The organism is Pseudomonas sp. MWU15-20650, from assembly GCF_023242475.1.
Classification (GTDB): Bacteria; Pseudomonadota; Gammaproteobacteria; order Pseudomonadales; family Pseudomonadaceae; genus Aquipseudomonas.
Window position 1 is genome coordinate 49704 of the sequence record NZ_JALJFG010000019.1, and the last position, 26527, is coordinate 76230.

Here is a 26527-nt window from a genome sequence, read left to right on the forward strand (position 1 = left end):
TGAAATACACTCAAAATGTGGAGGGGGCTTGCCCCCGATAGTGGTTTCAGCGACTCAGATACATCCGCGTCGTCAGCAAATACACTGGCAACCCCGACACCAGAATCAACAACGCCGCATAAGGTGCCGCCGCTGCAAACTCTACATTCGACGTGTGTGCCCACACGGCCGTTGCCAAGGTATTCAACCCGGTGGGACTCAGCAGCAACGTCGCCGTCAACTCCTTCATCGCATCCAGGAACACCAGTGCAAACGCCGCCCCCAGCGCAGGGAAGATGATCGGCAACGTCACCCGGCAAAACGCACTGAACGATGACGCACCCAGCGTGCGCGCCGCCTCTTCCAGTTGTGGTGCCGCCTTGTTCAGTGCCGTGCGAATCGGTGCCTGGGCCAGCGGCAAAAACAGCAGTGCGTAAGCGATCAGCAGCAGCGCCGAGGTCTGGTACAGCGCCGGCACGTAATGCAGGGCGAAATACACCAGTGTCAGCGCGATCACCAGGCCGGGCAGGGCATGCAGCAAGTAGGGCAGGCGTTCTGCCCAGAGAGCCAATGGGCCTTTGTAGCGCACCACCAGCAAGCCGACGGGCACTGCCAGTACCAGGCACAACGCCGCACCACCCAGCGACAGGGCGAGCGACGACAGCAATGCCTCGCCAATTTCTGCCAGTGGAAACGCAGCGGAAGAGCCGACCGCCAGCCAATAACCGAGCATCCCCAGCGGAATACCACTGCCAATGATTGCCAGCGCCAGGCAATACACCTGGCCCAATGGCGCCCACTTGCCCAGTCGGACCTGTTCGGCATGCCGCGCCGCGCCCTGGCCGATGCGCACGTGCCGACCTTTGCCGCGCACTCGCAGTTCCAGCCACAGCAGCGTCAGGCACATCACCAGCAACACCGCCGAGAGCATCGCGGCATTGGCATTGCTGAATTCCAGTTCGAATTGCTGGTAGATGGCCGTGGTAAAGGTCTGCAGGCCGATGATCGACAGTGCGCCGAACTCCACCAGCATGTGCAAGGCGATCAGCAGTGCGCCGGCCAATAACGAGGGCCACAGCAATGGCAGGGTGATACGCAAAAATACGTCCCAGCGATTCAGTCCCAGGGTGCGGGCCGACTCTTCCAGGGACGGGTCAAGATTGCGCAGGGTTGCCGCCACCGGCAGAAACACCAGCGGGTATTTGGACAGGCTCATCACCAGGATTGCGCCGCCGAGCCCTTCGAAGTTGGCGCTCAGCGACACCCAGGTAAAACTGCTGACAAACGCCGGCACGGCAAACGGCAGGCACAGGATCACGCCCCAGGCGCGGCGCCCTGGCAGGTTGCTGCGCTCCAGCAGCCAGGCCAGGGACAGGCCGATCACGCCACAGGTCACGGTCACGCCGACCATCAGTGCGAGGGTGTTGCGCAGCAAGCCAAAGACGTACGGTCGCCACAACAGATGCACCGCCTCTGCCCAGCCCGCCTGCCAGGCCTTGAGCCCGACATACGCCAGCGGCAGCAGGCTCAGGCCGACCAGCAACAGCACCGGTAGCAACAGCCAAATCGAAGGGCGTTTGTGTCGGGGGCTGAACGCTGCGGCGGATAGCGATGGGTTCATCAGTTCAAGCCAACGTCACGTTCCAGTTCCAGGGCCTCTTCGGCATTGCCCAGGTCTGCCGGGGTGACTTTCGGCGGTTGCAGCTCGCTGAAAGGCTTGAGGCCACGACTGGATGCCATGCCCTTGCGCAGCGGGTATTCGGCGGAGGTGTTGGTGATCACGCGCTGGCCTTCTTCGCTGGCCATGAACGCGAGCAACTGCTGGGCTTCTTTGGGGTGCTTGCTGGACTTCAGGGCGGCGGCGGACGATACGGTAATCAGGCCACCAACATCACCATCGGTGAAGTAGTGCAGTTGAGAATCCAGGTGGGTCTTTTCCTTTTTCAGGGCAAACCAGTAGTAGTTATTCACCAGCACGGTGGCCACTTCGCCGTTTTCCACGGCCTTGAGGGCGACCATGTTGTTGCTGTACACCTTGCCGAAGGCGCGCAAGCCGGTCAGCCATTCTTCCGCGGCTTCGCGGCCGTGCAGCTTGATGATCGCCACGGCTTGTTCCTGGAACGCACCGCTGGTGGGGACGAAACCGACCTTGCCTTGCCACTCGGGACCTGCGAAATCCAGCACCGATTTGGGCAAGTCTTTTTCGGCAATCAGTTTAGGGTTGAAGGCCACGACGCGGGTGCGTGCGGTCACGCCCATCCAGTCGCCGTTGCTGCCGACGTACTCTTTAGGTAATACATCGAGGGTGCTGGCGTCGATCTTGGACAGCAAGCCTTGCTCGCCGAGTTTGTTCAGAGGGGGGGATTCTTCGGTGTAGATCACATCGGCAGGCGAGCGGTCGCCTTCTTCGACGACCTGGCTGGCCAGCTGGTTGCTGCTGCCTTTGCGCACATTGACATGGATGCCGGTCTTGGCTTCGAAGGCTTTGGCGAGTTCATCGCCGACTTCTTTGTGTTGGCCGTTGTACAAGGTCAGGGAGACCTTGTCGGCGCAATGGGCGGCGGGCGAGAGCAGTGTCAGGCCGAGCAGTGTGAGGGTCAGGCCACGCAGAAGGGATGTCTTGAGACGGATATCGCGGATCATCATCCGGGTTTTTCCTCGCTTGAGTGCAACAAATCATTGCAAGGATAAACGATAAAGCTTCTCAAATGCGCACGAGGGGGAAATAGTGGGGGAAGTTTTCAAACCCCGGAAACGAAAAAACCCGCTTTCGCGGGTTTGATCTGAATTTGGTGCCCAGGAGAAGACTCGAACTTCCACGACCTTGCGATCACCAGCACCTGAAGCTGGCGTGTCTACCAATTTCACCACCTGGGCATTATCAAGCAACGTTGCCGCTGTTGATGGGGCGAACTATACGGTGGCCTTTTTGATCTGTAAACCCCTGATTCGAAAATATAAATCAAGTTTTTCGTTAAAAATCAAAGGCCTATAACGCAAAAACCCGCTTTCGCGGGTTTTTGGAGACTCAAGGTTTAACCTTGAGTTTGAAATTGGTGCCCAGGAGAAGACTCGAACTTCCACGACCTTGCGATCACCAGCACCTGAAGCTGGCGTGTCTACCAATTTCACCACCTGGGCAGCATCAACAACGTTGCCGTCGTCGATGGCGCGCACTATACGGAGCAGTTTTTGAGCTGTAAACCCCTGCCATGAAAAAAGCCTGGAAAATTTCGCCAGTGGTCGTGCAAGGTGCGCGCCGGGAGCCATGAAAGGGCTTTTAAACACTTGTTGATGCCTGAAATTTCCCGTTTCAATACGCGTATGCCAAACTAACCCGCATATAGACAAGGTGAAAACTCTCTAATGGCCGATTGGCAGTCCCTCGATCCCGAGGCCGCTCGTGAAGCGGAAAAATATGAAAACCCTATTCCTAGCCGTGAACTGATCCTGGCGCATCTCGCCGATCGGGGTTCGCCTGCTAGCCGCGAGCAGTTGGTCGAAGAATTCGGTTTGACCACCGAAGACCAGCTCGAAGCCCTGCGCCGCCGTTTGCGTGCCATGGAGCGCGATGCTCAATTGATCTACACCCGCCGTGGCACCTATGCGCCAGTAGACAAGCTCGACCTGATCCTGGGCCGTATTGCCGGCCACCGTGACGGTTTCGGCTTCCTGATCCCGGATGATGGCAGCGACGACCTGTTCATGAGCCCGGCACAAATGCGCCTGGTGTTCGATGGTGATCGTGCCTTGGCACGCGTCTCCGGCCTGGACCGTCGCGGTCGCCGTGAAGGCGTGATCGTCGAAGTAGTCTCCCGTGCGCACGAGTCCATCGTCGGCCGTTACTTCGAAGAAGGCGGTATTGGCTTCGTTATTCCGGATAACCCGAAGGTCCAGCAGGAAGTGCTGGTGACCCCGGGCCGTAATGGCGCCGCCAAGGTCGGTCAGTTCGTGGAGGTGAAAATCACCCACTGGCCAACCCCGCGCTTCCAGCCCCAGGGCGATATCGTTGAAGTGGTCGGCAACTACATGGCGCCGGGCATGGAAATCGACGTTGCGCTGCGCACCTACGATATTCCTCACGTCTGGCCTGAGGCCGTGCTCAAGGAAGCCGCCAAGCTCAAGCCGGAAGTCGAAGAAAAAGACAAAGAAAAACGCATCGACCTGCGTCATCTGCCGTTCGTCACCATTGATGGCGAAGATGCTCGCGACTTCGACGATGCGGTCTATTGCGAAGCCAAGCCTGGCAAGCTGCGCCTGTTCTCCGGCGGCTGGAAATTGTTCGTCGCGATTGCCGACGTGTCCAGCTACGTGAAGATCGGTTCGGCCCTGGATAACGAAGCCCAGGTGCGCGGTAACTCCGTGTACTTCCCTGAGCGCGTAATCCCGATGCTGCCTGAGCAGCTGTCCAACGGCCTGTGCTCCCTGAACCCGAAAGTCGACCGTTTGGCCATGGTGTGCGAGATGACCATCTCCAAAACCGGCGAGATGACCGACTACCAGTTCTACGAAGCGGTGATCCATTCCCAGGCGCGCCTGACCTACAACAAGGTCAGCACCATCCTGGAAACGCCAAAGACCAGCGAAGCCAAGGCCCTGCGTACCGAGTACGCTGGCGTGGTGCCGCACCTCAAGCAGCTGTACTCGCTGTACAAGGTGTTGCTGGGTGCCCGTCATGTCCGTGGCGCAATCGATTTTGAGACCCAGGAAACCCGGATTGTCTTCGGTTCCGAACGCAAAATTGCGGCCATTACCCCGACCACGCGTAACGATGCGCACAAGCTGATCGAGGAATGCATGCTGGCCGCCAACGTGGCCACTGCCGAGTTCCTGCAGAAGCACGAAATCCCTGCGTTGTACCGGGTGCACGACGGTCCGCCGCCGGAGCGCCTGGAAAAACTGCGCGCCTTCCTCGGTGAGCTCGGCCTGTCCCTGCACAAAGGCAAGGAAGGCCCGACGCCGAAGGATTACCAGGCACTGCTGGCCAGCATCAAGGATCGTCCGGATTACCACGTCATCCAGACCGTGATGCTGCGCTCCCTGAGCCAGGCGGTGTACAGCGCGGATAACCAGGGCCACTTCGGTCTGAATTATGAGGCGTATACCCACTTCACTTCGCCGATTCGCCGCTACCCGGACTTGCTCACGCACCGGGCGATCCGCAGCGTGATCCATTCCAAGCAGAACACTCCGCACGTCAAGCGCGCGGGTGCCATGACCATTCCGAAGGCGCGGATCTATCCGTACGACGAAGCGGCCCTGGAACAGTTGGGTGAACAGTGCTCCATGAGCGAGCGCCGCGCCGACGAAGCCACTCGCGATGTGGTGAACTGGCTCAAGTGCGAGTTCATGAAAGACCGCGTAGGCGAGTCGTTCCCGGGCGTTATCACCGCCGTGACCGGCTTTGGCTTGTTCGTCGAATTGACCGATATCTACGTCGAGGGCCTGGTGCATGTCACCGCCTTGCCGGGTGACTACTACCACTTTGACCCTGTGCATCACCGCCTGGCGGGCGAGCGCACGGGCCGCAGCTTCCGCCTGGGTGATACCGTGGAAGTGCAGGTCATGCGCGTCGACCTCGACGAGCGCAAGATCGACTTCGGCATGCCTGACAAGCCCGTCGAGCCGGCTGGCCGTAAAAAACGTGGCAGCGAAACGACCGCGCCGACCGGCAAAGGCAAAGGTGCTCCTGCGAAAGCCGCAGTGGCAGAGCCTGCCCCAGCCAAGGCCGGGCGTCGTCCTGCCGGTAAGGACAAGGCGCCAGAAACCTACCGCCCAAGCGACGCGGCGGCGAAAAACGCCGAGCTGCGCAAGAGCCGCGAGTTGAAGCAGCAGTTGCTCAATGAAGCCAAAAGCGGTGGTAAAGCGGCGTCTGGGGGAAAGTCCCACGGGGCGGAAAAGCCGTCGAGCAAGCCCAGTAAACACCGTAAAGGCCCGCCGAAAGCGGGTTCGGCTCCCGCGAAAAGCGGCGGGTCGCGCAAACCTAAGGCCAAGTCATGAGTCTGGAAAAAATCTACGGCGTACACGCCGTAGAAGCACTGCTGCGTCACCACCCCAAGCGCGTCAAGCAGGTGTGGCTGGCCGAAGGCCGCAGCGAACCACGCGTGCAAGCGCTGGTTGAACTGGCCACCCAAAACAAGGTTGCCATCGGCCAGGCCGAGCGTCGTGAGATGGACGTCTGGGTCGAAGGCGTTCACCAGGGCGTGGTAGCGGACGTAAGCCCGAGCCAGGTCTGGGGCGAAGCCATGCTCGACGAGCTGCTCGACCGCACCGAAGGCGCGCCGTTGCTGCTGGTGCTGGACGGCGTGACCGACCCGCACAACCTCGGCGCGTGCCTGCGCTCGGCGGATGCGGCGGGTGCACTGGCGGTGATCGTGCCTAAAGACAAGTCGGCCACCCTGACGCCCGTTGTGCGTAAAGTGGCCTGTGGCGCGGCGGAAGTGATTCCGTTGGTGGCCGTGACCAACCTTGCGCGCACCCTGGAGAAACTCCAGCAGCGCGGTCTGTGGGTCGTCGGCACGGCGGGCGAGGCCGAGGTCAGCATCTATGACCAAGACCTTACCGGCCCGACCATCCTGATCATGGGGGCCGAAGGCAAAGGCATGCGTCGCCTGACCCGTGAGCACTGCGATTATCTGGTGCACCTGCCGATGGCCGGTAGCGTCAGCAGCCTCAACGTGTCGGTTGCGACGGGTGTGTGCCTGTTTGAAGCCCAGCGTCAGCGTGGCGCCAAGGTCAAGACCAAGAAGTAATGAGGTTTGATGCAGTTCAAAATGTGGGAGGGGGCTTGCCCCCTCCCACATTTGTTTTTGTGGCGTATGGGGGATTGTTCAAATAATCACCAATCACCTTGCGCCCGTTCTCCCCCTTCTCTACAATTGCGCCCCTTGCCTTCCTGGCGGGCACCGATGTGCCTCCCTGCGGCAAGATCCATAAGTGTCATTCACTCCTTGTCTGACCGTTTTTGAGCGGCAGGCTACAACCCGTAAGGAGCATTCATGCGTCATTACGAAATCATCTTTTTGGTCCACCCGGATCAAAGCGAGCAAGTCGGCGGCATGGTTGAGCGTTACACCAAGCTGATCGAAGAAGACGGCGGCAAAATCCACCGTCTGGAAGATTGGGGCCGTCGTCAACTGGCCTACGCAATCAACAATGTTCACAAGGCTCACTACGTGATGCTGAACGTTGAGTGCACTGGCAAGGCCCTGGCCGAGCTGGAAGACAACTTCCGCTACAACGATGCAGTGATCCGTAACCTGGTCATCCGTCGCGAAGAAGCCGTTACCGGCCAATCCGAGATGCTCAAGGCTGAAGAAAACCGCAGTGAGCGCCGTGAGCGTCGCGACCGTCCTGAGCACGAAGGCGCTGATAGCGTTGATAGTGATGACAGCGACAACAGCGATAACGCTGACGAGTAATCCACGGACCTTTTAAGGAGCCTATCAAATGGCACGTTTCTTCCGTCGTCGTAAATTCTGCCGCTTCACCGCTGAAGACGTGAAAGAGATCGATTACAAAGATCTCAACACTCTGAAAGCCTACGTATCCGAGACCGGCAAAATCGTTCCAAGCCGTATCACCGGTACTAAAGCTCGTTATCAGCGTCAGCTGGCCACCGCTATCAAGCGCGCCCGCTTCCTGGCCCTGCTGGCCTACACCGACAGCCACGGCCGCTGAGACCGGGCAGTCGACAAGTAGTAAGGGATTGAATGCATGCGCGCCTTAGCTGAGTTCATCATGCGCGGTCGCGTGCAGGCCACTCTGGTAGTGGCTGGATGTGCGGCATTGCCGTTGCTTTATTGGTTGGGTGCTGCCGCAGGTTGCCTTGTGCTGCTGCGGCGCGGTTTGAAGGACGCCCTTGGCGTTCTTGCCCTGGGATTGTTGCCGGCCTTGATCTGGTGGCTGCAATTGGGTGATCCACGGGTACTTCTGGTACTGCTGGGATCATCGAGCCTTGCGTTGGTTTTACGCGCAAGTGAGTCCTGGGTCCGCACGCTGCTGGTCAGCGTGGCATTGGGGTTGGTGTACTCAGTGATGCTTGGCGCGGCTTTCCGCCCGCAAATCGAGGCGCTGTCGCAGGAAATCGTCAAGATCCTGCCGATGGCCCTCGGGGATCTCTACCAGCAATTGTCGGTAGATGAGCGAGCGCGGTTTGCGTCACTGATTGCCCCGGTCCTGACCGGCCTGATTGCGGCATTGTTGCAGGTCGTCAGCGTGCTGAGCCTGATTCTTGGGCGTTATTGGCAGGCGTTGTTGTACAACCCGGGTGGTTTTGGTCGCGAGTTTCGCAGTATCAGAATCCCCGCGGGGCCGGCGATGTTGCTGCTGGCGTGCATGGTTGTCGGGCCGAACTTCGGCCCACAGATGGCCTTGCTGGCGCCGATTTGCAGCGTACCGCTGGTGTTTGCCGGGCTGGCCCTGATTCATGGGCTGGTTGCGCGAAAGCGCCTGGCCAAGTTCTGGCTGGTGGGGTTGTACGTGACGCTGTTGCTGTTCATGCAGCTGATCTATCCGTTACTCGTGGTTTTGGCCATTGTCGACGGCCTGATTGATTTTCGCGGTCGTCTGGCGTCGAAAGACGCCGACAACGCGAACGGTGAAGGTTAAAAGTTAGAGGATTTTCACATGCAACTGATCCTTCTGGAAAAAGTCGCCAACCTGGGCAACCTGGGCGACAAAGTGAACGTTAAGGCCGGCTACGGTCGTAACTACCTGCTGCCATACGGCAAAGCCACCGCTGCAACCGCTGCCAACCTGGCTGCGTTTGAAGAGCGTCGTGCTGAGCTGGAAAAAGCAGCAGCAGACAAAAAAGCTTCGGCCGAAACTCGCGCTGCCCAACTGGCTGAGCTGGAAGTGACTATCACTGCCACCGCTGGTGACGAAGGCAAGCTGTTCGGTTCGATCGGCACCCACGACATCGCTGATGCACTGACCGCCTCCGGCGTTGAAGTGCAGAAGAGCGAAGTTCGTCTGCCGAACGGCACCATCCGCAACGTAGGCGAATTCGACGTAGCCGTGCACCTGCACGCCGAAGTTGAAGCCACCGTACGCGTTGTCGTGGTAGCAGCTTAAGCCGCACCTAACTGACTGGCACCTCGCGTGCCAGGCGGTTAACATCGGGCACGATCCTGTTTACAGGTCGTGCCTTTTGTTTTTCTACACACCCCAAATTCCAAGTGGCCATGAACGATATTTCAGCTCCTGAGCAATACGATCTGCAAACCGCTGCCCTGAAGGTGCCGCCGCATTCCATCGAGGCCGAACAAGCCGTGCTCGGTGGTTTGATGCTGGATAACAACGCCTGGGAACGCGTGCTGGATCAAGTCTCGGACGGTGACTTCTATCGCCATGACCACCGCCTGATCTTCCGTGCCATCGCCAAGCTGGCCGACCAGAACTCACCGATCGACGTGGTGACCCTGGCCGAGCAACTGGACAAGGAAGGCCAGACGTCCCAGGTTGGTGGTCTGGGCTACCTCGGTGAGTTGGCGAAAAACACGCCGTCCGTCGCCAACATCAAGGCGTACGCCCAGATCGTTCGCGAGCGGGCCACCCTGCGCCAGTTGATCGGCATCAGCACTGAAATTGCCGACAGCGCCTTCAACCCCGAAGGTCGCACCGCCGCTGAGATCCTCGACGAAGCCGAGCGCCAGATCTTCCAGATCGCCGAAGCGCGGCCAAAGACGGGCGGCCCGGTCAGCGTCAACGACCTGCTGACCAAGGCCATTGACCGCATCGACACCTTGTTCAACACCGATGCCGCGATTACCGGTATTTCCACCGGCTACACCGACCTCGACGAAAAGACCAGTGGCTTGCAGCCGTCCGACTTGATCATCGTCGCCGGCCGTCCATCCATGGGTAAGACCACCTTTGCGATGAACCTGGTGGAAAATGCCGTATTACGCAGTGACAAGGCCGTGCTGGTGTACTCCCTCGAGATGCCAGGCGAATCGCTGATCATGCGTATGCTCTCGTCGCTGGGGCGTATCGACCAGACCAAAGTGCGTTCCGGCCAACTGGAAGACGATGACTGGCCGCGCCTGACATCGGCGGTCAACCTGCTCAACGACCGCAAGCTGTTCATTGATGACACCGCCGGTATCAGCCCGTCTGAAATGCGGGCACGTACGCGCCGCCTGGTGCGTGAGCACGGCGACATCGCGCTGATCATGATCGACTACCTGCAGTTGATGCAGATTCCAGGTTCCAGCGGCGACAACCGGACCAACGAGATTTCCGAAATCTCCCGGTCCCTGAAAGCCCTGGCCAAGGAATTCAACTGCCCGGTGGTGGCGCTGTCCCAGCTCAACCGTTCCCTGGAACAACGTCCCAACAAGCGCCCGGTAAACTCCGACTTGCGGGAATCCGGAGCGATCGAGCAGGATGCCGACGTGATCATGTTCGTGTACCGCGACGAGGTGTATCACCCCGAAACGGAACACAAGGGCATTGCCGAGATCATCATCGGCAAGCAGCGGAACGGCCCGATCGGCTTTATCCGCCTGGCGTTCATCGGCAAGTACACGCGTTTCGAGAACCTGGCACCGGGCAGCTACAACTTCGACGACGACGAATAACCCTTCTGTTCTATTCCGACCATTACCGTCGGAATTGGTCAAAATTTGTGCTATATTCCGCGCCCGCGATTTTTCATCTCAACACCGGTCACCGTCATGCAAACAGCCAAGCCGTTATTTGACTATCCCAAGTACTGGGCCGAATGTTTCGGTCCTGCGCCATTCCTGCCCATGAGCAGGGAGGAGATGGATCAGCTTGGCTGGGACTCCTGCGACATCATCATCGTCACCGGTGATGCGTATGTGGATCACCCTTCGTTCGGCATGGCCATCATCGGCCGGCTGCTGGAGTCCCAGGGCTTCCGCGTCGGGATCATTGCCCAGCCGAACTGGCAGTCCAAAGACGACTTCATGAAGCTCGGCGAGCCGAACCTGTTCTTCGGCGTCGCGGCCGGCAACATGGACTCGATGATCAACCGCTACACCGCCGATAAGAAAATCCGTTCCGACGACGCCTACACCCCTGGCGGCATGGCCGGCAAACGCCCGGACCGCGCCAGCCTGGTGTACAGCCAGCGTTGCAAGGAAGCCTACAAGAACGTGCCGATCGTGCTCGGCGGCATCGAAGCTTCCCTGCGCCGCATCGCCCACTACGACTACTGGCAGGACCGCGTGCGCAACTCGATCCTGATCGACGCCACTGCCGATATCCTGTTGTACGGCAACGCCGAGCGCGCCATCGTCGAAGTGGCCCAGCGCCTGTCGTGGGGCCACAAGATCGAAGACATCACCGATGTGCGCGGCACGGCGTTCATTCGTCGTGACACGCCGCAGGGCTGGTACGAAGTGGACTCCACCCGTATCGACCGCCCGGGCAAGATCGACAAGATCATCAACCCATACGTGAACACCCAGGACACCCAGGCCTGCGCCATCGAGCAAGAAAAAGGCCCGGCAGATGACCCGGAAGAAGCCAAGGTCGTGCAGATACTCGCCAGCCCGCGCATGACACGCGACAAGACCGTGATCCGCCTGCCATCGGTAGAGAAAGTCCGTGGCGACGCCGTGCTCTACGCCCACGCCAACCGCGTGCTGCACCTGGAAACCAACCCAGGCAACGCCCGCGCGCTGGTGCAGAAGCACGGCGAAGTGGACGTGTGGTTCAACCCGCCACCGATCCCGATGACCACCGAAGAAATGGACTACGTGTTCGGCATGCCTTACGCCCGTGTCCCGCACCCGGCGTACGGCAAGGAGAAGATCCCGGCCTACGACATGATCCGCTTCTCGGTGAACATCATGCGTGGCTGCTTCGGCGGCTGCACCTTCTGCTCGATCACCGAGCACGAAGGCCGGATCATCCAGAACCGTTCCGAAGAGTCGATCATTCGCGAGATCGAAGAGATCCGCGACAAAGTGCCAGGCTTCACCGGCGTGATCTCCGACCTCGGCGGCCCGACCGCGAACATGTATCGCATCGCTTGCAAGAGCCCGGAAATCGAATCCGCGTGCCGTAAGCCATCGTGCGTGTTCCCTGGCATCTGCCCGAACCTGAACACCGACCACTCGTCGCTGATCCAGCTGTACCGCAGCGCCCGTGCGTTGCCGGGTGTGAAGAAGATCCTGATCGCTTCCGGCCTGCGCTACGACCTGGCCGTCGAGTCGCCTGAATATGTGAAAGAGCTGGTCACCCACCACGTCGGCGGTTACCTGAAGATCGCCCCGGAACACACCGAGGAAGGTCCACTCAACCAGATGATGAAACCGGGCATCGGCAGCTATGACAAGTTCAAGCGCATGTTCGAGAAGTACACCAAGGAAGCGGGCAAGGAGCAGTACCTGATCCCGTACTTCATCGCCGCCCACCCAGGCACCACCGATGAAGACATGATGAACCTGGCCTTGTGGCTCAAGGGCAACGGCTTCCGGGCCGACCAGGTGCAGGCGTTCTACCCGTCGCCAATGGCCACCGCCACGGCGATGTATCACTCGGGCAAGAACCCGCTGCGCAAGGTTACTTACAAGAGCGACGCGGTGACCATCGTCAAGAGCGAAGAGCAGCGCCGTCTGCACAAGGCGTTCCTGCGTTACCACGACCCGAAAGGCTGGCCGATGTTGCGTGAAGCATTGACCCGCATGGGCCGCGCCGACCTGATCGGGCCGGGCAAGGACCAGTTGATCCCGCTGCACCAGCCGAGCACTGATAGCTACCAGAGTGCGCGTCGCAAGAACTCGACACCGGCCGGCAGCCACAAGGTCGCCAAGGAAACCACCACCAGGATCCTCACCCAGCACACCGGCTTGCCGCCCCGTGGCAGCGACGGCAGCAACCCGTGGGACAAGCGCGAGCAAGCCAAGGCTGCGGCCCAGGCACGCAACAAGCAGGCGGCCAAGGAGCGCGCGGATGCGGCCAAGGGCAAGGGCGGCAAGCCTGCGCGCAAGCCCGTAGTGCCGCGTTGATCGCCGCCTGAATATGCAAGACGCCAGCCTCGTGCTGGCGTTTTGCTTTCTGGTCGGTGGCGGGGCTGTTTGGTAAGGTGGCGCCCATTAGAGTGCTATCGGGAGCAAGCCCCCTCCCACATTTGAATGAGTCAGCGTGTGGGAGGGGGCTTGCTCCCGATAGCGTCAGTCCAGTTTCCACCCCTTCAAGGAAGAACACCCCATGGGCAACCCCCTGGCAGGCATCGGCATGGACTCCAACCGCTCCCAGTTCATGGCGCGCCAGCGTATTGAAAGCCAGATCAACCTGCCGCGGCTGTTTGCGGCCATCGACGCTGACCCCGGCATTGTCGGCGCGGGTGTCGTGTACATCGACGCCGACTTCAATGTCGTGACGCTGCGCGAATTCAAGCCCATCTGCAGCATCAAGCCCAAGCGCATCATTTTGCGTGAGGCGCAAAAGTACATAGCCCCCGCGCAGTTTGCCGATCAGGTGACCAACAATCCGCGTGAGTCTCGGCTCGTGGGGGAGGCCGTCAATACGACGTTGTCTTGTGCCGGCGCAATTCTGGGTTGGATTGTGGTGTTCAGCGGCACTGTCGCCGTACCGTTCACGGGTGGTGCGAGCCTGGTGGTGGCGGGCCTGGGCGCCACCGCTGCGGCGGCCAGTACCGCGCAGTGCGTGGTGGGAGGCATGAGAACGTTCAACGAACTCAATGACCCGACCGCCAACGACGATATGGACAACGAGGAATGGTATCGCTATGCGATGCCGGTATTGGACGCGGCCTCGCTGTTGGGCGCCGGCGCCTCTACCCTGACGACTGTTCGACTGTTGCAGGCTCGAAAAGCAACGACAGGTAGAAGCTGGTACGAGCTGTCCAAGGGCTTGACCCGCCAGCAACGTAAGGCGCTCACCAAAGAGTTGCTAAGCCTGAAAGACCCACGCCTGAGCAATAAGCTGCTGAAGTTGCGCCAGCGCTCCGGTGAGTTGGTGAAGCGCTATTCGGCGACCGAGATCAATCACGCGACTATTACGCAGATCAGGGACTCCCTCGGTGCCGCCATTGGTTTCACCGGCAGTGCTCTGTCCGGCAACATTCGAACCATCGCAGTGGGGTTGTACGAGGAGCTTGAGTGATGGTGCGCCAAGTCTCGTTAAAAGCTTTTTTGGCTGAGTATTTCCCTGCGTTTATTTGCGCATTTTTCCTTGCCTGCTTTTCCCTTTCTGCTGCCATTTCATTGGTTTCAAGTACCTTTTTCCGCGGTGAACCAGAGCGAGCGCGTTACTCCTTTGTGGCGGCGGTTGTCTTGGGGCTGCTCTTGGCGGTCAGCCACTTCGTCATGATCCGGGGGAGAGCCTGGGGCGTTTGGGCCATCGTCGCCTTCTACGCGGTGTGTTTTTTGATCGTATTACCAACCTATGGCTATCGGCCCCATATGGCTGCCTATGTCATTGGGTTGCTGTTTCCAATGCTGGGACTGCTGTTGCTCAACAGTAAGCGTCATCGGGAAATGCGCCGTCAGCTACGGGAAATCCGTCACCTGCGTGAAGCCATGAGCGCCAGGAGCGGGAAAAGCTGACAAAAGAGCTGCTGAAAATCGCCGACCCACAGATGTCGACCAAGATGCGCAAGCTGCTGCAGTTGCGCGGCGATTTGCCCAAGCGCTTTACCCACACTCAGCTCAAGCACGCCACCGTCGTCCAGCTCGGCGACGCTTTCAGTGCAGGGCTGAGCGTCTGGAGGCTGGTGCGCTCGGACAACCCCAAACAGCTCAAAACCTTGGCGATAGGGTTGTACGAGGAGCTTGAATAATGAATGGCGTCCCGTCATTGAAACCCTTTTTGCTGAAACATTTTCCCTCGTTCATCGGCGTGATTCTCGCCGGTTGCCTGGGTGGCTCCGGCGCAATTTCCCTGGCGGCCGCCACCTATTTTGCCGACGTGCCCATGGCCACCAATGCCACCGTCTCGTGGTTCGTGGTGATCTTCGCGGCCTTGTTCGTGGTCAACAGCAACTTCCTGGTCGTGCGCGGGCACGCCTGGGCGGTGTGGGGCATGGTCGGCTTTTTTGTGGTGTGCTTGCTGGTGGTGCTTCCGACGCTGCAGTTTCACCCTCACTGGTTTATCTACAGTGAAAGCCTGTTCTGGCCATTGCTCGGGTTGTTGCTGATCAACAGCAAGGGCTATCGGACGATGGTCAGGAAATTGGTTGAGGTACGGCGCCTGCGCAACGCGTCCAAGGCTGCTTGACTGGGTAGATTCACCACCCCAACCGCGCGCACACGCCACAAAGATGTGCAGCGTATGCACCATCGCACTGACGACGGCGCTGTTTTGGTGCTGTACTGCACCGGGTCTTACGATAAAGCGCAATGACGGCAGCTCTGGCATAAGTCTTGCGCGCTTTGTGTCTATGCCCTGGCTCGCAGGAGGCCGCCGTGTCGATTCATGTCGCGTTGCACCACGTTACGCATTACCGCTACGACCGCGCTGTCGAACTCGGCCCACAGATCGTGCGCTTGCGCCCGGCCGCCCATAGCCGCACGCGGATCTTGTCTTATGCGCTGAAAGTGCTGCCCGAGCAGCACTTCATCAATTGGCAGCAAGACCCCCAGGGCAATTACCTGGCACGTTTGGTATTTCCGGAAAAGACAGACGAGCTGCGCATCGAAGTCGACCTGGTCGCCGAGATGGCGGTGTTCAACCCGTTCGACTTTTTCCTTGAGCCCTACGCTGAAAAAATCCCCTTCAACTACGCCGCCGATGAACAGCGCGAGTTGGCGCCGTACCTGGAAACCCTGCCGCTGACGCCGAGGTTGGCCGCATACCTGGCCGGTATCGATCGCACGCCGTTGCCGGCGGTAGATTTCCTGGTGGGCCTGAACCAGCGACTGGCCGCCGATATCGGCTACTTGATCCGTATGGAACCGGGTGTGCAAACCCCTGAATTCACCCTGGAACACGCCTGCGGTTCCTGTCGCGATTCGGCTTGGCTGCTGGTGCAATTGCTGCGCAACCTGGGGCTGGCGGCGCGGTTTGTCTCGGGTTACCTGATCCAGCTCACCGCCGACGTCAAAGCCCTCGACGGCCCCTCTGGCACCGAAGTGGACTTCACCGACCTGCACGCCTGGTGCGAAGTGTATTTGCCCGGTGCCGGTTGGATCGGCCTCGACGCGACGTCCGGGCTGTTCGCCGGTGAAGGGCATATCCCGCTGGCCTGTAGCCCCGATCCATCGTCGGCCGCGCCGATCAGTGGCTTGGTGGAACCCTGCGAGTGTGAATTTACCCATGAGATGTCGGTCGAGCGCATCTGGGAAGCGCCCCGGGTGACCAAGCCCTACACCGAGGAACAATGGCTGGCGATCCAGGCCCTGGGCCGGCAGATCGACGGCGACCTGCTTAAGGACGATGTGCGCCTGACCATGGGCGGCGAACCGACCTTCGTCTCCATCGATGACCCCGACGGTGCCGAGTGGAACACTGCCGCGCTTGGGCCAGATAAACGTCGCCTGTCGGCCGAGTTGTTCCAACGGCTGCGCAAACACTATGCACCCAAGGGGTTGGTGCATTTCGGCCAGGGCAAGTGGTACCCGGGTGAGCAACTGCCGCGCTGGTCGCTCAACTGCTACTGGCGCCGCGACGGCGTGCCGATCTGGCACAACAGTGCGCTGATCGCCGACGAGCAAGAGGACTATGGCGCTGACGGCGTGATTGCCGGGCGCTTCCTGGCGAGTGTCGCCGAACGCCTGAAGCTGCCGGCGCGCTTTGTGTTCCCGGCGTTTGAAGACAACTTCTACTACCTGTGGCGCGAAGGCACGTTGCCGCACAACGTTACGGCCCAGGACCCGCGCTTGAGCGACGACCTGGAGCGCGAACGCCTGCGCAAAGTCTTTGGCCAGGGCCTGGATACAGTCATTGGCCAAGTGCTGCCGCTGGCGCGTACGGCAGCCAATGATCGCTGGCAGAGCGGGCGTTGGTATTTGCGCGATAACCACTGCCGCCTGGTGCCGGGGGATTCGCCGCTGGGTTACCGCCTGCCGTTGGCCTCGCAGCCGTGGGTGACGGCGGCGGAATATCCGTTCGTGCACCCGACTGACCCGAATCAGGAGCAGCCGCAGCTGCCTTCCAGTGCACAACTGCAACACCACGGCGAACCGGCCGCGAGCGATGAACGCGTGCCGAACATCGATGAGTCGGCCGACTGGCTGACCCGCACGGCCCTGTGCGCTGAAGCACGGGGCGGGCGCCTGTACCTGTTCATGCCACCGCTGGAGCGCGTCGAGGACTACCTGGAATTGGTCGCCGCCATCGAAGCAACCGCCGAAGAGCTGCATTGCCCGGTATTGCTGGAAGGCTATGAGCCGCCGGCCGACACACGGCTGAGCAACTTGCGGGTCACGCCGGATCCGGGTGTGATCGAGGTCAACGTGCAGCCGTCCGCCACCTGGGACGAGTTGGTGGAACGCACCGAGTTCCTCTACGAAGAGGCGCGGCAAACCCGGCTGACCACCGAGAAATTCATGATTGACGGGCGCCACACCGGCACCGGTGGTGGCAACCACTTTGTGCTGGGCGGCGCGACGCCTAAAGACTCACCGTTTCTGCGGCGCCCAGATTTACTGCGCAGTTTGATCAGCTATTGGCATAACCACCCGTCGTTGTCGTATTTGTTTTCCGGCCTGTTCATCGGCCCGACTTCCCAGGCGCCACGGGTAGACGAAGCGCGTAACGACGCGCTGTATGAGTTGGAAATCGCCTTCGCGCAAATGCCCGCACCCGGTGAAGAATGCCCGCCGTGGTTGGTGGACCGTCTGCTGCGCAACCTGCTGATCGACGTGACCGGTAATACCCACCGCGCCGAGTTCTGCATCGACAAACTCTATTCGCCCGACGGCGCCACCGGCCGCCTGGGCCTGCTGGAATTGCGCGCCTTTGAAATGCCGCCCCATGCGCGCATGAGCCTGACCCAGCAATTGCTGCTGCGGGCCTTGGTCGCGCGCTTCTGGCGTGAGCCCTATGCCCCCGCGAAACTGGCGCGTTGGGGCACCGAGCTGCACGATCGCTTCCTGCTGCCGCATTTTATCGAGCAGGATTTTGCCGACGTAATTGTCGAACTGAATGCTGCCGGCTACCCGCTGCGCGCCGAGTGGTTTGCCGCGCACTTGGCGTTCCGTTTTCCCAAGGTTGGCGACTATGCCGTCAGTGGGATCGAACTGGAGCTGCGCCAGGCCCTGGAACCCTGGCATGTGCTGGGCGAGGAGGGCGCAGTGGGCGGCACGGTGCGTTACGTGGATTCGTCCCTGGAGCGCCTGCAAGTGAAGCTGAGCGGGCTGGCACCGCAACGTTACCTGTTGACCTGCAACGGCATCCCGGTACCGCTGCAACCGACTGGGCGGGTCGGTGAGTTTGTCGCCGGCGTGCGTTATCGCGCCTGGCAACCGGCCAACTGCCTGCAACCGACCATCCCGGTGCATGCGCCGCTGGTGTTCGACCTGTTGGACACTTGGATGCAGCGCTCGCTGGGCGGCTGCCAGTACCATGTTGCGCATCCGGGCGGGCGTAACTACGACAGTTTGCCGGTGAATGCCAATGAGGCTGAGAGCCGGCGGATGGCGCGGTTTTTCCGCTTGGGGCACACTCCGGGCAAGCTTCCCGTGCCGACGGTAGTGGTGAACGATGAACTACCGATGACCTTGGATTTACGCCGCTTCCCCAATAAAAATGACTGAATGCGATCCACCTGTGGGAGGGGGCTTGCCCCCGATTGCAGTGGGTCAGTCAACTCAAGTATCGACTGATTCACCGCAACCGGGAGCAAGCCCCCTCCCACAGAGATTTGCAGTGTTTGTTAGGTTAATCTGAGCCCCCTTGCCCCTGCCGAGCGTTCCATGTCCGACTTGCTCGACCGTTACCCGCTGACCGCGGGCACCTATCATGAACTGCTGGACAACAGCGGCGCGGTGCGTGCCCACTGGCAGCGTTTGCTTGATCACCTGCAACGCAGCACACCCGCGCAACTGGCCCAGCGCCAGGCGCTGCTGACGCGGCAGATCCAGGAAAACGGCGTGACCTACAACGTCTACGCCGACCCCAAGGGCGCCGACCGTCCATGGGAGCTGGATTTGTTGCCCCATGTGCTGGCCGCCGATGAGTGGCGGCACCTGTCGGCCGGGATCGCCCAACGTGCGCGATTGCTCAATGCCGTGCTGGCCGACCTGTATGGCCCGCAGCGCCTGATCAAAGAAGGCTTGCTGCCGGCCGAGCTGGTGTTCGGGCATAACAACTTCCTGTGGCCGTGCCAGGGCATCCAGCCGCCTGACGGTGCGTTCCTGCACTTGTACGCCGTGGACCTGGCGCGTACGCCGGACGGCCGCTGGTGGGTCACCGCCGACCGCACCCAAGCGCCCTCGGGGGCTGGGTATGCGTTGGAAAACCGCACGATCGTGTCCCGCGCCTTTCCGGACTTGTACCGCGATTTGCAGGTGCAGCACCTGACCGGTTTCTTCCGCACACTCCAGGAAACCCTGGCTCGCCAAGCGCCTGGCGATGACCAGCCGCCACTGATCGTGTTGCTCACGCCGGGACGTTTCAACGAAAGCTATTTTGAACATCTCTACCTCGCGCGCCAACTCGGCTACCCGCTGGTGGAAGGCGGCGACCTGACGGTGCGCGACAGCACCGTGTTCCTCAAAACCCTCAGTGGCCTGCGCCGTGTGCACGCGATCATGCGCCGCCTGGACGACGACTTCTGCGACCCACTGGAGCTGCGCACCGACTCGGCCCTGGGCGTACCCGGCCTGCTCGATGCGGTGCGCCAAGGCAATGTGCTGGTGGCCAATGCCCTCGGCAGTGGTGTGCTGGAGTCCCCGGGGTTGCTCGGCTTTCTGCCCAAGATCAACCAGTTCCTGTTCGGCGAGGCATTGATCCTGCCGTCCATCGCCACCTGGTGGTGCGGTGAAGCGCCCGTGCTGGCCGAGGCCCTGGAGAAACTGCCGGAGCTGCTGATCAAACCGGCGTTTCCCTCGCAAAGTTTCGCCCCGGTCTTCGGCCGTGACTTGAACCATGAGCAGCGCCAGGCCCTGGCCGAACGCATGCGTGCACGGCCTTACGCCTATGTTGCCCAAGAGCTGGCGCAACTGTCCCAGGCGCCGGTATGGCACACCGCGCAAGAGCATTTGCAACACCGCGCCATCGGCATGCGCGTGTACGCCGTGGCCAGTGAGGACGGTTATCGCGTGCTGCCTGGCGGCCTGACCCGTGTGGCTGCCGAGGCGGATGCCGAAGTGGTGTCGATGCAGCGCGGCGGGGCAAGCAAGGACACCTGGGTGCTTGGCGAGCGCGCCGGCGCCGGAGAACAATGGCGTGCCCAGCGCCCTATTGGCGCCCACGATCTGGTCCGTCGCGACCCTTATCTGCCTTCGCGGGTGGTGGAAAACCTGTTCTGGTTTGGTCGTTACTGCGAACGTTGTGATGACAGTGCACGCTGGCTGCGTATTGTGCTGGCGCGCTATGTCGATGGCGACGACCCACTGGCGTTGCAGGCGGCGGTCGAGCTGGGTGAGAACCTGCGCCTGCTGCCGGAGGAGGGTGAGCTACCGGAGCGTTTGCTTGCGGCCTTGCTTGGTGATGACTGGCCTTCGAGCCTGCGCGCCAACTTGCAGCGCTTGCAATGGGCGGCGTCCCAGGTACGCGGCAAGTTGTCCCGGGAAAACTGGCAGGCGCTGGTGGAGTTGCAGCGCGAAGCCATGGAGTTGGAAAGCGAAACGCCGGACTTCGGCGAGCTGCTGGATTTTCTCAACCGCCTGGTGATGTCTCTCGCGGCACTTTCCGGGTTTGCCCTGGACGATATGACCCGCGATGAAGGCTGGCGCTTTTTGATGATGGGGCGGCGTATCGAGCGCCTGCAATTTCTCAGCAGCAGTCTCGCGGCATTCCTGCGCGGTGTGGCGGTGTTCGATCAAGCCGGGTTGGAGTGGTTGCTGGAACTGGGTAATAGCAGCATCACCTACCGGTCGCGCTACCTGGCGGTGCCGCAGCTGATTCCGGTGCTCGACCTGTTGCTGCTGGATGAGCAGAACCCCCACGCGGTGCTGTTCCAGCTGAAACTGGTGAGCCGTACCCTGCGCCGTCTTAACGATGACTTTGGCGTCCCACGGGAAACCGGCCTGGCCCCGCTGGTCGATCGCCTGGCGCGTTTTGACCTGGGTTGCCTGGAGAACCCTTTGTTTGGCGAGACCAGCGTGCGTGCCGCGCTGGACGGCCTGGCCGACCTGCTGCAAGCGGTCGCCGATGAGAGTGGGCAAGTGTCGGATCGCCTGGCCTTGCGCCACTTTGCCCATGTGGATGATGTCAGCCAGCAAACGGTGTCGGTGTGATGAGTGCGCGCTACCAGATCTTCCACGATACCCATTACCACTACGATAGCCCGGTATCCCTGGCCCAGCAGCTGGCGCACCTGTGGCCACGACCCTGCGCCTGGCAACGGTGTACCTGGCAACAGCTGGACATCAGCCCACCGCCGTCTTCGCGTCGCGATGAGCTGGACGTGTTCGGCAACCCGATCACCCGGCTGGCATTCGAACGCCCCCATGATGACTTGCTGGTGAATGCCGGGCTGACCGTGGAAGTGCTGGCGCGACCTGCGCTGGATTTCCAGCAATCGCCGGCTTGGGACCAGACCCGCGACAGCCTGACCTACAGCAGCCAGCCCATGGCAGCGGAACTGATCGAAGCGTGCCGTTATCGCTTCGAATCGCCGTACGTGCATTTGAAGAAAACCTTCGTCGAGTTCTCCGAAAGTTGTTTCCCTTCCGGCAGGCCATTGCTGCTGGGCACGCAAGCGCTGATGCAGAAGATTTTCACTGAGTTCACCTTCGATGCCGAAGCCACCCAGGTCGCCACGCCACTGGTGGAAGTGCTGGAGCGTCGTCGCGGGGTGTGCCAGGACTTCGCCCACCTGATGCTCGCCTGCCTGCGCTCGCGGGGCCTGGCGGCGCGTTATATCAGCGGCTACCTGCTCACCCAGCCACCGCCCGGCCAGCCACGACTGATCGGCGCTGACGCGTCCCATGCATGGGTCTCGGTGTTTTGCCCGGTATCGGGCTGGGTGGATTTTGATCCGACGAATAATGTGCAGCCGGCACTGGAGCACATCACCCTGGCCTGGGGCCGGGACTTCTCTGATGTATCGCCGCTGCGGGGGGTGATTCTGGGGGGAGGGAGCCATGACCCGGAGGTGCGGGTGACGGTGATGCCGCTGGAATAGCGCTGGGTTGTGGCGAGCAGGGAGGGCCTGCTCACCCCAACAAAATTTATTCAGCCGGGTCTTTCGGTGTCTCGGTCTCGTCAGTCGCCACTTCACCTTCAGCATCCGGGTTCAGTGCGCCCGCGTCTTCATCAGCAGCGGCTTTCTTGCGTTGCAGCTTTTCCTCTTTCTTCTGCTCCTTGGCCAAGTCTCTCTGACGTTTGGCGAAGGAGTAATTAGGTTTGGCCATGGGCGATCCTCTAGGGTCGAAGGTGAGGGTGGGCGGCGCGCAGCTGCCTTGGGTCGTCATGGTAGCAGCTTCAAGGGGCGCTTGGCCTTCACTTACCGCAGGCGTACGCGGCCAGCAGGCCGTTGAACAGATGATTGAAGTGCATGGTTCGGACTCCAGTGAGTGATGGGCCGATCATAAACAGGCGCGGGTACTTTGGCTGGTAGATTGTGTTGATCAGTCTGATAGCCTAAAGTTGTATACAATCTGTTGATGCAGATCATAAGAATTTCAGCCTGCTTGAGGCACCCTTGTCGCAATACGCGTTTTTTAAACCCTGCCTTGGAGATTCACATGTTTGCCAAACTCGTTGCTGTTTCCCTGCTGACTCTGGCCAGTTCTCAGTTGATGGCTGCTGAAAAGTGCTCGTTCGATATTGACTCCACTGATCAGATGTCTTTTCAGGTAGACCAAAAGCCAGTGACGGAAATCGCCATCGACAAAAGCTGCAAGACCTTCACTGTAAATCTGGCTCACTCCGGCAGCCTGCCGAAAAACGTCATGGGCCATAACTGGGTGCTGTCCACCAAGGCCGACATGACTGGCATTGCCACCGACGGCATGGCGGCAGGCATCGACAAGAACTACCTGAAAGAAGGTGACACCCGCATCATTGCCCACACCAAGATCATTGGCGCTGGTGAGAAAGATTCGGTGACCTTTGATGTGTCCAAGTTGGCAGCGGGCACTGAATACGAGTTCTTCTGCTCGTTCCCAGGCCACAACTCCATGATGAAAGGTGCTGTGGTCCTGAAATAAGACCGCGTTATCGTTCTTCGGGGGCAAACCCCCTCCCACGGTTGACCGAGTTCCAGCATGAGAATGCGGTCGAATGTGGGAGGGGGCTTGCCCCCGATGGCAGTCTGGCAATCAACGCAAAACTAGCTGGCTCACCTCAAGGCGCGAACGGCATCACCCGCTTGTGCTCGGTCTTGCGGTAGGTGTCGCAGATAATCCTGAACGCTTCCTCACGCACCGGCTCACCGTGCAGGAACGCATCGATTTCCGCATAGGTCACGCCATGTGAAGCCTCGTCCGGCTTGCCCGGCGACAAGTCTTCAAGGTCCGCAGTCGGAACCTTCTCCACCAACGACTCCGGTGCACCAAAGTGCCGGGCAATCGCGCGCACCTGATTTTTTACCAAGCCGCTCAACGGTGCCAGATCGCAGGCCCCATCACCGAACTTGGTGAAAAAGCCCATCACCGCTTCTGCCGCATGGTCGGTGCCGATCACCAGGCCACCGGCTGCGCCGGCGATGGTGTACTGCGCCACCATGCGCATGCGCGCTTTGGTGTTGCCCAGGACGAAATCGCGGGACACCGCCGCCTTGCCTTCAAACGCCGCGACTTCATTGGCCAGGGATTTCACCGCCGGGCCGATGTTCACGGTGTGGCGCTCATCCGGCTCGATAAAGTCCACGGACGCCTGGGCGTCGTGTTCGTCGAACTGGGTTTCGTAAGGCAGGCGCACGGCGATAAAGCGATAGGCGTCATCGCCGGTGCGGGTGCGCAGCTCTTGCATCGCGCGTTGGGCCAACAGGCCGGCGGTCAGGGAGTCGACACCGCCACTGATGCCCAGCACCAGTGCCTTGAGCCCGGAATTGCGCAGGCAGTCCTGGATAAAGGTGACGCGGCGGGCAACTTCGGCCTCCAGGGCGGCCTGGTCCTTGAACGGCGCTTGGACCTTGAGCTGCTGCGCAATCTCACGCTGTACGGCTTGCATGATTCACTCCTTGCTGGATAGGGCAGGTACTTTGAAAACATGACGCAAATAGGCGACAAAATTCGGGTCGGTGCAGTGGGTCTTGCCCGCTTCATCGGAAATCTTTGCGACGGGCTGGCCATTGCAGGCGGTCATTTTAAGCACGATGCTCATCGGCTCAACACCTGGAATGTCGCAGGTCAGGTTGGTGCCGATACCAAAGCTCACATTGATCCGACCGCGCAATGCGCGGAATATTTCCAGCGCCTTGGGCAAGGTCAGGCTGTCGGAGAACACCAGTGTCTTGCTCATCGGCTCGATACCGAGCTTGTGATAGTGGGCGATGGCTTTTTCTGCCCACTGCACGGGGTCACCAGAGTCGTGGCGCAGGCCGTCGAAGAGCTTGGCAAAGTACAAGTCGAAGTCGCTGAGGAAGGCGTCGGTGGTGATGCAGTCGGTCAGGGCGATGCCCAGCAGGCCACGGTATTCACGCACCCAGCAATCGAGGGCGGCGGCCTGGCTGTCGATCAGGCGCGGGCCGAGTTGCTGGTGGGCCATGATCCATTCGTGAGCCATGGTGCCCAACGGCTTCATATCGAACTCGCGGGCCAGGTGTACGTTGCTGGTGCCGACAAAGCGGCCAGGGAAGTCGTGCTTGAGTACGCTCACCACCTCTTCCTGCACCCGGTACGAGAAGCGCCGGCGGGTGCCGAAGTCGGCCACTTGCAGCTCCGATAGCTCGTCGCTGCTGGCGTTTGCCGTCAGCCAATCGAACTTGCGGTACAGCTGCTCGCGGGCCTGTTCGAGGACCACGGTCTGGTAGCGATAGCGGTTACGCACTTCGCTGACGATGGCCAGCATCGGTACTTCAAACAGGATCACATGCAGCCACGGCCCACGCAGGCGGATAAACAGCTCGCCGTTCTCGATGCCGGTTTGCACATAGCGCAGGTTGAAGCGGAACAGCCCGAGGAAGCGTAGAAAGTCCGGCTTCATAAAGCTGATACGTTCCAGGAAGCCCAGTTGGTCGGGGCTCAGGCTCAGTTCGGCGAGGCGCTCGATCTGGTAGCGAATTTCCGCCAGGTACGGGCGCAGGTCTTCACTGTTACGGCAACGAAACTCCCATTCAACTTCCACATTGGGGTAGTTGTGCAGCACCGCCTGCATCATGGTCAGCTTGTAGAAGTCGGTGTCGAGCAAGTTCTGCACGATGCGATCGGCAAACACACTCTCGCTCATAACGGGAATCTCCAGACGGGTCGGCAATGGGCGCCGACCTTTACGCACGATTAAGGATGGGGGCTAGTGGCGCATAGACGTGGGTCGGTTTGCCAGTGATTTTTTTGCCAAGGCCACTGGCGCTCTCGGGAGCAAGCCCCCTCCCACACTTGGAATGCATTCCAACCTGTGTGAGGGGGCTTGCTCCCGAGAGTGGTATCCCAGGCACTAAATAACCTGCTCAAGCATCCACTTCACAAACTCTCTTACCTTCGGCACCTCCGCCGAATGCTCCGGATAAGCGAGGTAATACGCATCCTGGCTCGGCATCGCATGTTGCCAGGGAATCACCAGCTTGCCTTCGGCCAATTCCTCTTCCACCAAAAAACGCGGCAACAACGCCACGCCGCAACCGACCTGTGCCGCACGAATACACATATAGAAAGTGTCGAAACGCGGGCCGTGATAGCTGTGCTCGGTATGGAAGCCCTGGCTGGCGAACCAGTCATGCCAGCCTTGGGGCCGCGAGGCGTTTTGCAGCAACACCAGGTCGCTCAATTGCGTGGGATCGGTGAAGGGGTGCGTGGGCAGGCTGTCGGGCGAACACACAGGCACAAGTTCTTCGCTGAACAGTTTCAGGCTCTCGGTACCGGGCCGTGAGCCCTGGCCGAAGTAGAACGCCATGTCGGCCTTGCCCTGCAGCAGTTCGTCCGGCTCCTGCTCGTTGCACAGGTCCAGGTGGATCTGCGGGTGGCGCAAGCGCCAACCCTTGAGGCGTGGCACCAGCCAGCGCGCGCCGAAGGTGTAGGGCGTGGACACGCGCAGCACTTCGGTCTCGCCGCCGTAGGAGCGCAGGTAATGGGTGGACATCTCCACCTGCGTCAGAATCTTGCGCACTTCCACCAGGTACAAGTCGCCCGCCGGGGTCATCTGCAAGCGGCGACGTACCCGACGAAATAGCAGGTGCTGCAGTAACTCTTCCAGTTGCGCCACCTGTTTGCTCACCGCGCTTTGCGTGAGGTTCAGCTCCTCGGCGGCGCGGGTGAAGCTCAGGTGGCGGGTGGCGGCTTCGAAACACTGCAGGGCAGTGATCGAGGGCAAATGTCTTTTGTTCAGCACGGCACGCCTC

At 60.5% G+C, this 26527-nt stretch carries 22 protein-coding genes and 2 tRNA genes; 16 read left to right on the plus strand and 8 right to left on the minus strand.

The window, feature by feature from the left end:
* Positions 1–46: 46 nt before the first annotated feature.
* From M5B43_RS15895 to M5B43_RS15910, 4 genes are all read right to left on the minus strand, one after another.
* Positions 47–1600, minus strand: a complete 1554-nt coding sequence (locus M5B43_RS15895; protein WP_248750990.1) for an iron ABC transporter permease — start codon at positions 1598–1600, stop codon at positions 47–49.
* Positions 1600–2625 (minus strand): extracellular solute-binding protein, encoded by a 1026-nt coding sequence (locus M5B43_RS15900; RefSeq protein ID WP_248750991.1) that lies wholly within the window; start codon positions 2623–2625, stop codon positions 1600–1602. The genes M5B43_RS15895 and M5B43_RS15900 overlap by 1 nt, the downstream gene beginning before the upstream one ends.
* 144 nt (positions 2626–2769) lie before the next feature.
* A tRNA-Leu gene (locus M5B43_RS15905) sits at positions 2770–2856 on the minus strand.
* A gap of 177 nt (positions 2857–3033) precedes the next feature.
* Positions 3034–3120: transfer RNA gene (locus M5B43_RS15910), tRNA-Leu, on the minus strand.
* 225 nt (positions 3121–3345) lie between these two features.
* Between M5B43_RS15910 and rnr the strand changes: the two genes are divergently transcribed.
* The 15 genes from rnr to M5B43_RS15985 all read left to right on the plus strand — a co-directional run bounded on the left by rnr (position 3346) and on the right by M5B43_RS15985 (position 22210).
* A complete protein-coding gene (gene rnr, locus M5B43_RS15915) occupies positions 3346–5979 on the plus strand; it encodes a ribonuclease R (protein ID WP_248750992.1) in 2634 nt (877 codons plus the stop codon).
* The gene (rlmB, locus tag M5B43_RS15920; protein WP_248750993.1) at positions 5976–6731 is read left to right on the plus strand and encodes a 23S rRNA (guanosine(2251)-2'-O)-methyltransferase RlmB; all 756 of its coding nucleotides are present in this window, start codon (positions 5976–5978) and stop codon (positions 6729–6731) included. Before rnr ends, rlmB begins: the two co-directional genes overlap by 4 nt.
* Positions 6732–6977: 246 nt before the next feature.
* On the plus strand, positions 6978–7400 hold the full coding sequence (gene rpsF / locus M5B43_RS15925; RefSeq protein ID WP_010563335.1) for a 30S ribosomal protein S6: 423 nt from the start codon (positions 6978–6980) through the stop codon (positions 7398–7400).
* Between the two features lie 28 nt (positions 7401–7428).
* On the plus strand, positions 7429–7659 hold the full coding sequence (gene rpsR / locus M5B43_RS15930; RefSeq protein WP_002551829.1) for a 30S ribosomal protein S18: 231 nt from the start codon (positions 7429–7431) through the stop codon (positions 7657–7659).
* Between the two features lie 36 nt (positions 7660–7695).
* Positions 7696–8589 carry a hypothetical protein gene (locus M5B43_RS15935; protein ID WP_248750994.1) on the plus strand — a complete coding sequence of 298 codons (894 nt, stop codon included), beginning with the start codon at positions 7696–7698 and terminating at the stop codon, positions 8587–8589.
* Positions 8590–8607: 18 nt separating this feature from the next.
* Complete coding sequence (rplI, locus tag M5B43_RS15940; protein WP_003171376.1) at positions 8608–9054, plus strand: 50S ribosomal protein L9; 447 nt, start codon at positions 8608–8610, stop codon at positions 9052–9054.
* A 110-nt stretch (positions 9055–9164) separates the two neighbouring features.
* Positions 9165–10562: a replicative DNA helicase gene (gene dnaB, locus M5B43_RS15945; protein ID WP_034117452.1), complete on the plus strand. Its 1398-nt coding sequence runs from the start codon at positions 9165–9167 to the stop codon at positions 10560–10562.
* 96 nt (positions 10563–10658) lie between these two features.
* On the plus strand, positions 10659–12962 hold the full coding sequence (locus M5B43_RS15950; RefSeq protein WP_248750995.1) for a YgiQ family radical SAM protein: 2304 nt from the start codon (positions 10659–10661) through the stop codon (positions 12960–12962).
* Positions 12963–13164: 202 nt separating this feature from the next.
* Positions 13165–14082 carry an NAD synthetase gene (locus M5B43_RS15955; RefSeq protein ID WP_248750996.1) on the plus strand — a complete coding sequence of 306 codons (918 nt, stop codon included), beginning with the start codon at positions 13165–13167 and terminating at the stop codon, positions 14080–14082.
* Entirely contained in the window at positions 14082–14525 is a 444-nt protein-coding gene (locus M5B43_RS15960) for a hypothetical protein (protein WP_248750997.1), read from the plus strand. Before M5B43_RS15955 ends, M5B43_RS15960 begins: the two co-directional genes overlap by 1 nt.
* Before the next feature lie 32 nt (positions 14526–14557).
* The gene (locus M5B43_RS15965; RefSeq protein WP_248750998.1) at positions 14558–14758 is read left to right on the plus strand and encodes a hypothetical protein; all 201 of its coding nucleotides are present in this window, start codon (positions 14558–14560) and stop codon (positions 14756–14758) included.
* Positions 14758–15195, plus strand: coding sequence for a hypothetical protein (locus tag M5B43_RS15970; RefSeq protein ID WP_248750999.1), 438 nt, complete (start codon positions 14758–14760; stop codon positions 15193–15195). Before M5B43_RS15965 ends, M5B43_RS15970 begins: the two co-directional genes overlap by 1 nt.
* 188 nt (positions 15196–15383) lie before the next feature.
* On the plus strand, positions 15384–18674 hold the full coding sequence (locus M5B43_RS15975; protein ID WP_248751000.1) for a transglutaminase family protein: 3291 nt from the start codon (positions 15384–15386) through the stop codon (positions 18672–18674).
* Between the two features lie 159 nt (positions 18675–18833).
* On the plus strand, positions 18834–21320 hold the full coding sequence (locus M5B43_RS15980) for a circularly permuted type 2 ATP-grasp protein (protein WP_248751001.1): 2487 nt from the start codon (positions 18834–18836) through the stop codon (positions 21318–21320).
* The gene (locus M5B43_RS15985) at positions 21320–22210 is read left to right on the plus strand and encodes a transglutaminase family protein (protein ID WP_248751002.1); all 891 of its coding nucleotides are present in this window, start codon (positions 21320–21322) and stop codon (positions 22208–22210) included. The genes M5B43_RS15980 and M5B43_RS15985 overlap by 1 nt, the downstream gene beginning before the upstream one ends.
* 46 nt (positions 22211–22256) lie before the next feature.
* Here M5B43_RS15985 and M5B43_RS15990 read toward each other — a convergent pair whose 3' ends face one another.
* Complete coding sequence (locus M5B43_RS15990) at positions 22257–22439, minus strand: hypothetical protein (RefSeq protein WP_248751003.1); 183 nt, start codon at positions 22437–22439, stop codon at positions 22257–22259.
* A gap of 333 nt (positions 22440–22772) precedes the next feature.
* Between M5B43_RS15990 and azu the strand changes: the two genes are divergently transcribed.
* Positions 22773–23237, plus strand: a complete 465-nt coding sequence (gene azu, locus M5B43_RS15995; protein WP_248751004.1) for an azurin — start codon at positions 22773–22775, stop codon at positions 23235–23237.
* A 136-nt stretch (positions 23238–23373) separates the two neighbouring features.
* Here the strand turns inward: azu and nadE are convergent, their stop codons facing one another.
* The 3 genes from nadE to M5B43_RS16010 all read right to left on the minus strand — a co-directional run bounded on the left by nadE (position 23374) and on the right by M5B43_RS16010 (position 26517).
* Positions 23374–24201 (minus strand): ammonia-dependent NAD(+) synthetase, encoded by an 828-nt coding sequence (nadE, locus tag M5B43_RS16000; RefSeq protein WP_248751005.1) that lies wholly within the window; start codon positions 24199–24201, stop codon positions 23374–23376.
* 3 nt (positions 24202–24204) lie between these two features.
* Positions 24205–25419 carry a nicotinate phosphoribosyltransferase gene (pncB, locus tag M5B43_RS16005; RefSeq protein ID WP_248751006.1) on the minus strand — a complete coding sequence of 405 codons (1215 nt, stop codon included), beginning with the start codon at positions 25417–25419 and terminating at the stop codon, positions 24205–24207.
* A gap of 207 nt (positions 25420–25626) precedes the next feature.
* A complete protein-coding gene (locus tag M5B43_RS16010) occupies positions 25627–26517 on the minus strand; it encodes a LysR family transcriptional regulator (protein WP_248751007.1) in 891 nt (296 codons plus the stop codon).
* Positions 26518–26527 lie beyond the last annotated feature (10 nt).

Excerpts from the sequence above, each read along its gene's own strand:
- M5B43_RS15895 (WP_248750990.1), bottom strand. The coding sequence starts at position 1,600 with ATGAACCCATCGCTATCCGCCGCAGCGTTCAGCCCCCGACACAAACGC.
- M5B43_RS15900 (WP_248750991.1), bottom strand. The coding sequence starts at position 2,625 with ATGATGATCCGCGATATCCGTCTCAAGACATCCCTTCTGCGTGGCCTG.
- rnr (WP_248750992.1), top strand. The coding sequence starts at position 3,346 with ATGGCCGATTGGCAGTCCCTCGATCCCGAGGCCGCTCGTGAAGCGGAA.
- rlmB (WP_248750993.1), top strand. The coding sequence starts at position 5,976 with ATGAGTCTGGAAAAAATCTACGGCGTACACGCCGTAGAAGCACTGCTG.
- rpsF (WP_010563335.1), top strand. The coding sequence starts at position 6,978 with ATGCGTCATTACGAAATCATCTTTTTGGTCCACCCGGATCAAAGCGAG.
- rpsR (WP_002551829.1), top strand. The coding sequence starts at position 7,429 with ATGGCACGTTTCTTCCGTCGTCGTAAATTCTGCCGCTTCACCGCTGAA.
- M5B43_RS15935 (WP_248750994.1), top strand. The coding sequence starts at position 7,696 with ATGCGCGCCTTAGCTGAGTTCATCATGCGCGGTCGCGTGCAGGCCACT.
- rplI (WP_003171376.1), top strand. The coding sequence starts at position 8,608 with ATGCAACTGATCCTTCTGGAAAAAGTCGCCAACCTGGGCAACCTGGGC.
- dnaB (WP_034117452.1), top strand. The coding sequence starts at position 9,165 with ATGAACGATATTTCAGCTCCTGAGCAATACGATCTGCAAACCGCTGCC.
- M5B43_RS15950 (WP_248750995.1), top strand. The coding sequence starts at position 10,659 with ATGCAAACAGCCAAGCCGTTATTTGACTATCCCAAGTACTGGGCCGAA.
- M5B43_RS15955 (WP_248750996.1), top strand. The coding sequence starts at position 13,165 with ATGGGCAACCCCCTGGCAGGCATCGGCATGGACTCCAACCGCTCCCAG.
- M5B43_RS15960 (WP_248750997.1), top strand. The coding sequence starts at position 14,082 with ATGGTGCGCCAAGTCTCGTTAAAAGCTTTTTTGGCTGAGTATTTCCCT.
- M5B43_RS15965 (WP_248750998.1), top strand. The coding sequence starts at position 14,558 with ATGTCGACCAAGATGCGCAAGCTGCTGCAGTTGCGCGGCGATTTGCCC.
- M5B43_RS15970 (WP_248750999.1), top strand. The coding sequence starts at position 14,758 with ATGAATGGCGTCCCGTCATTGAAACCCTTTTTGCTGAAACATTTTCCC.
- M5B43_RS15980 (WP_248751001.1), top strand. The coding sequence starts at position 18,834 with ATGTCCGACTTGCTCGACCGTTACCCGCTGACCGCGGGCACCTATCAT.
- M5B43_RS15985 (WP_248751002.1), top strand. The coding sequence starts at position 21,320 with ATGAGTGCGCGCTACCAGATCTTCCACGATACCCATTACCACTACGAT.
- M5B43_RS15990 (WP_248751003.1), bottom strand. The coding sequence starts at position 22,439 with ATGGCCAAACCTAATTACTCCTTCGCCAAACGTCAGAGAGACTTGGCC.
- azu (WP_248751004.1), top strand. The coding sequence starts at position 22,773 with ATGTTTGCCAAACTCGTTGCTGTTTCCCTGCTGACTCTGGCCAGTTCT.
- nadE (WP_248751005.1), bottom strand. The coding sequence starts at position 24,201 with ATGCAAGCCGTACAGCGTGAGATTGCGCAGCAGCTCAAGGTCCAAGCG.
- pncB (WP_248751006.1), bottom strand. The coding sequence starts at position 25,419 with ATGAGCGAGAGTGTGTTTGCCGATCGCATCGTGCAGAACTTGCTCGAC.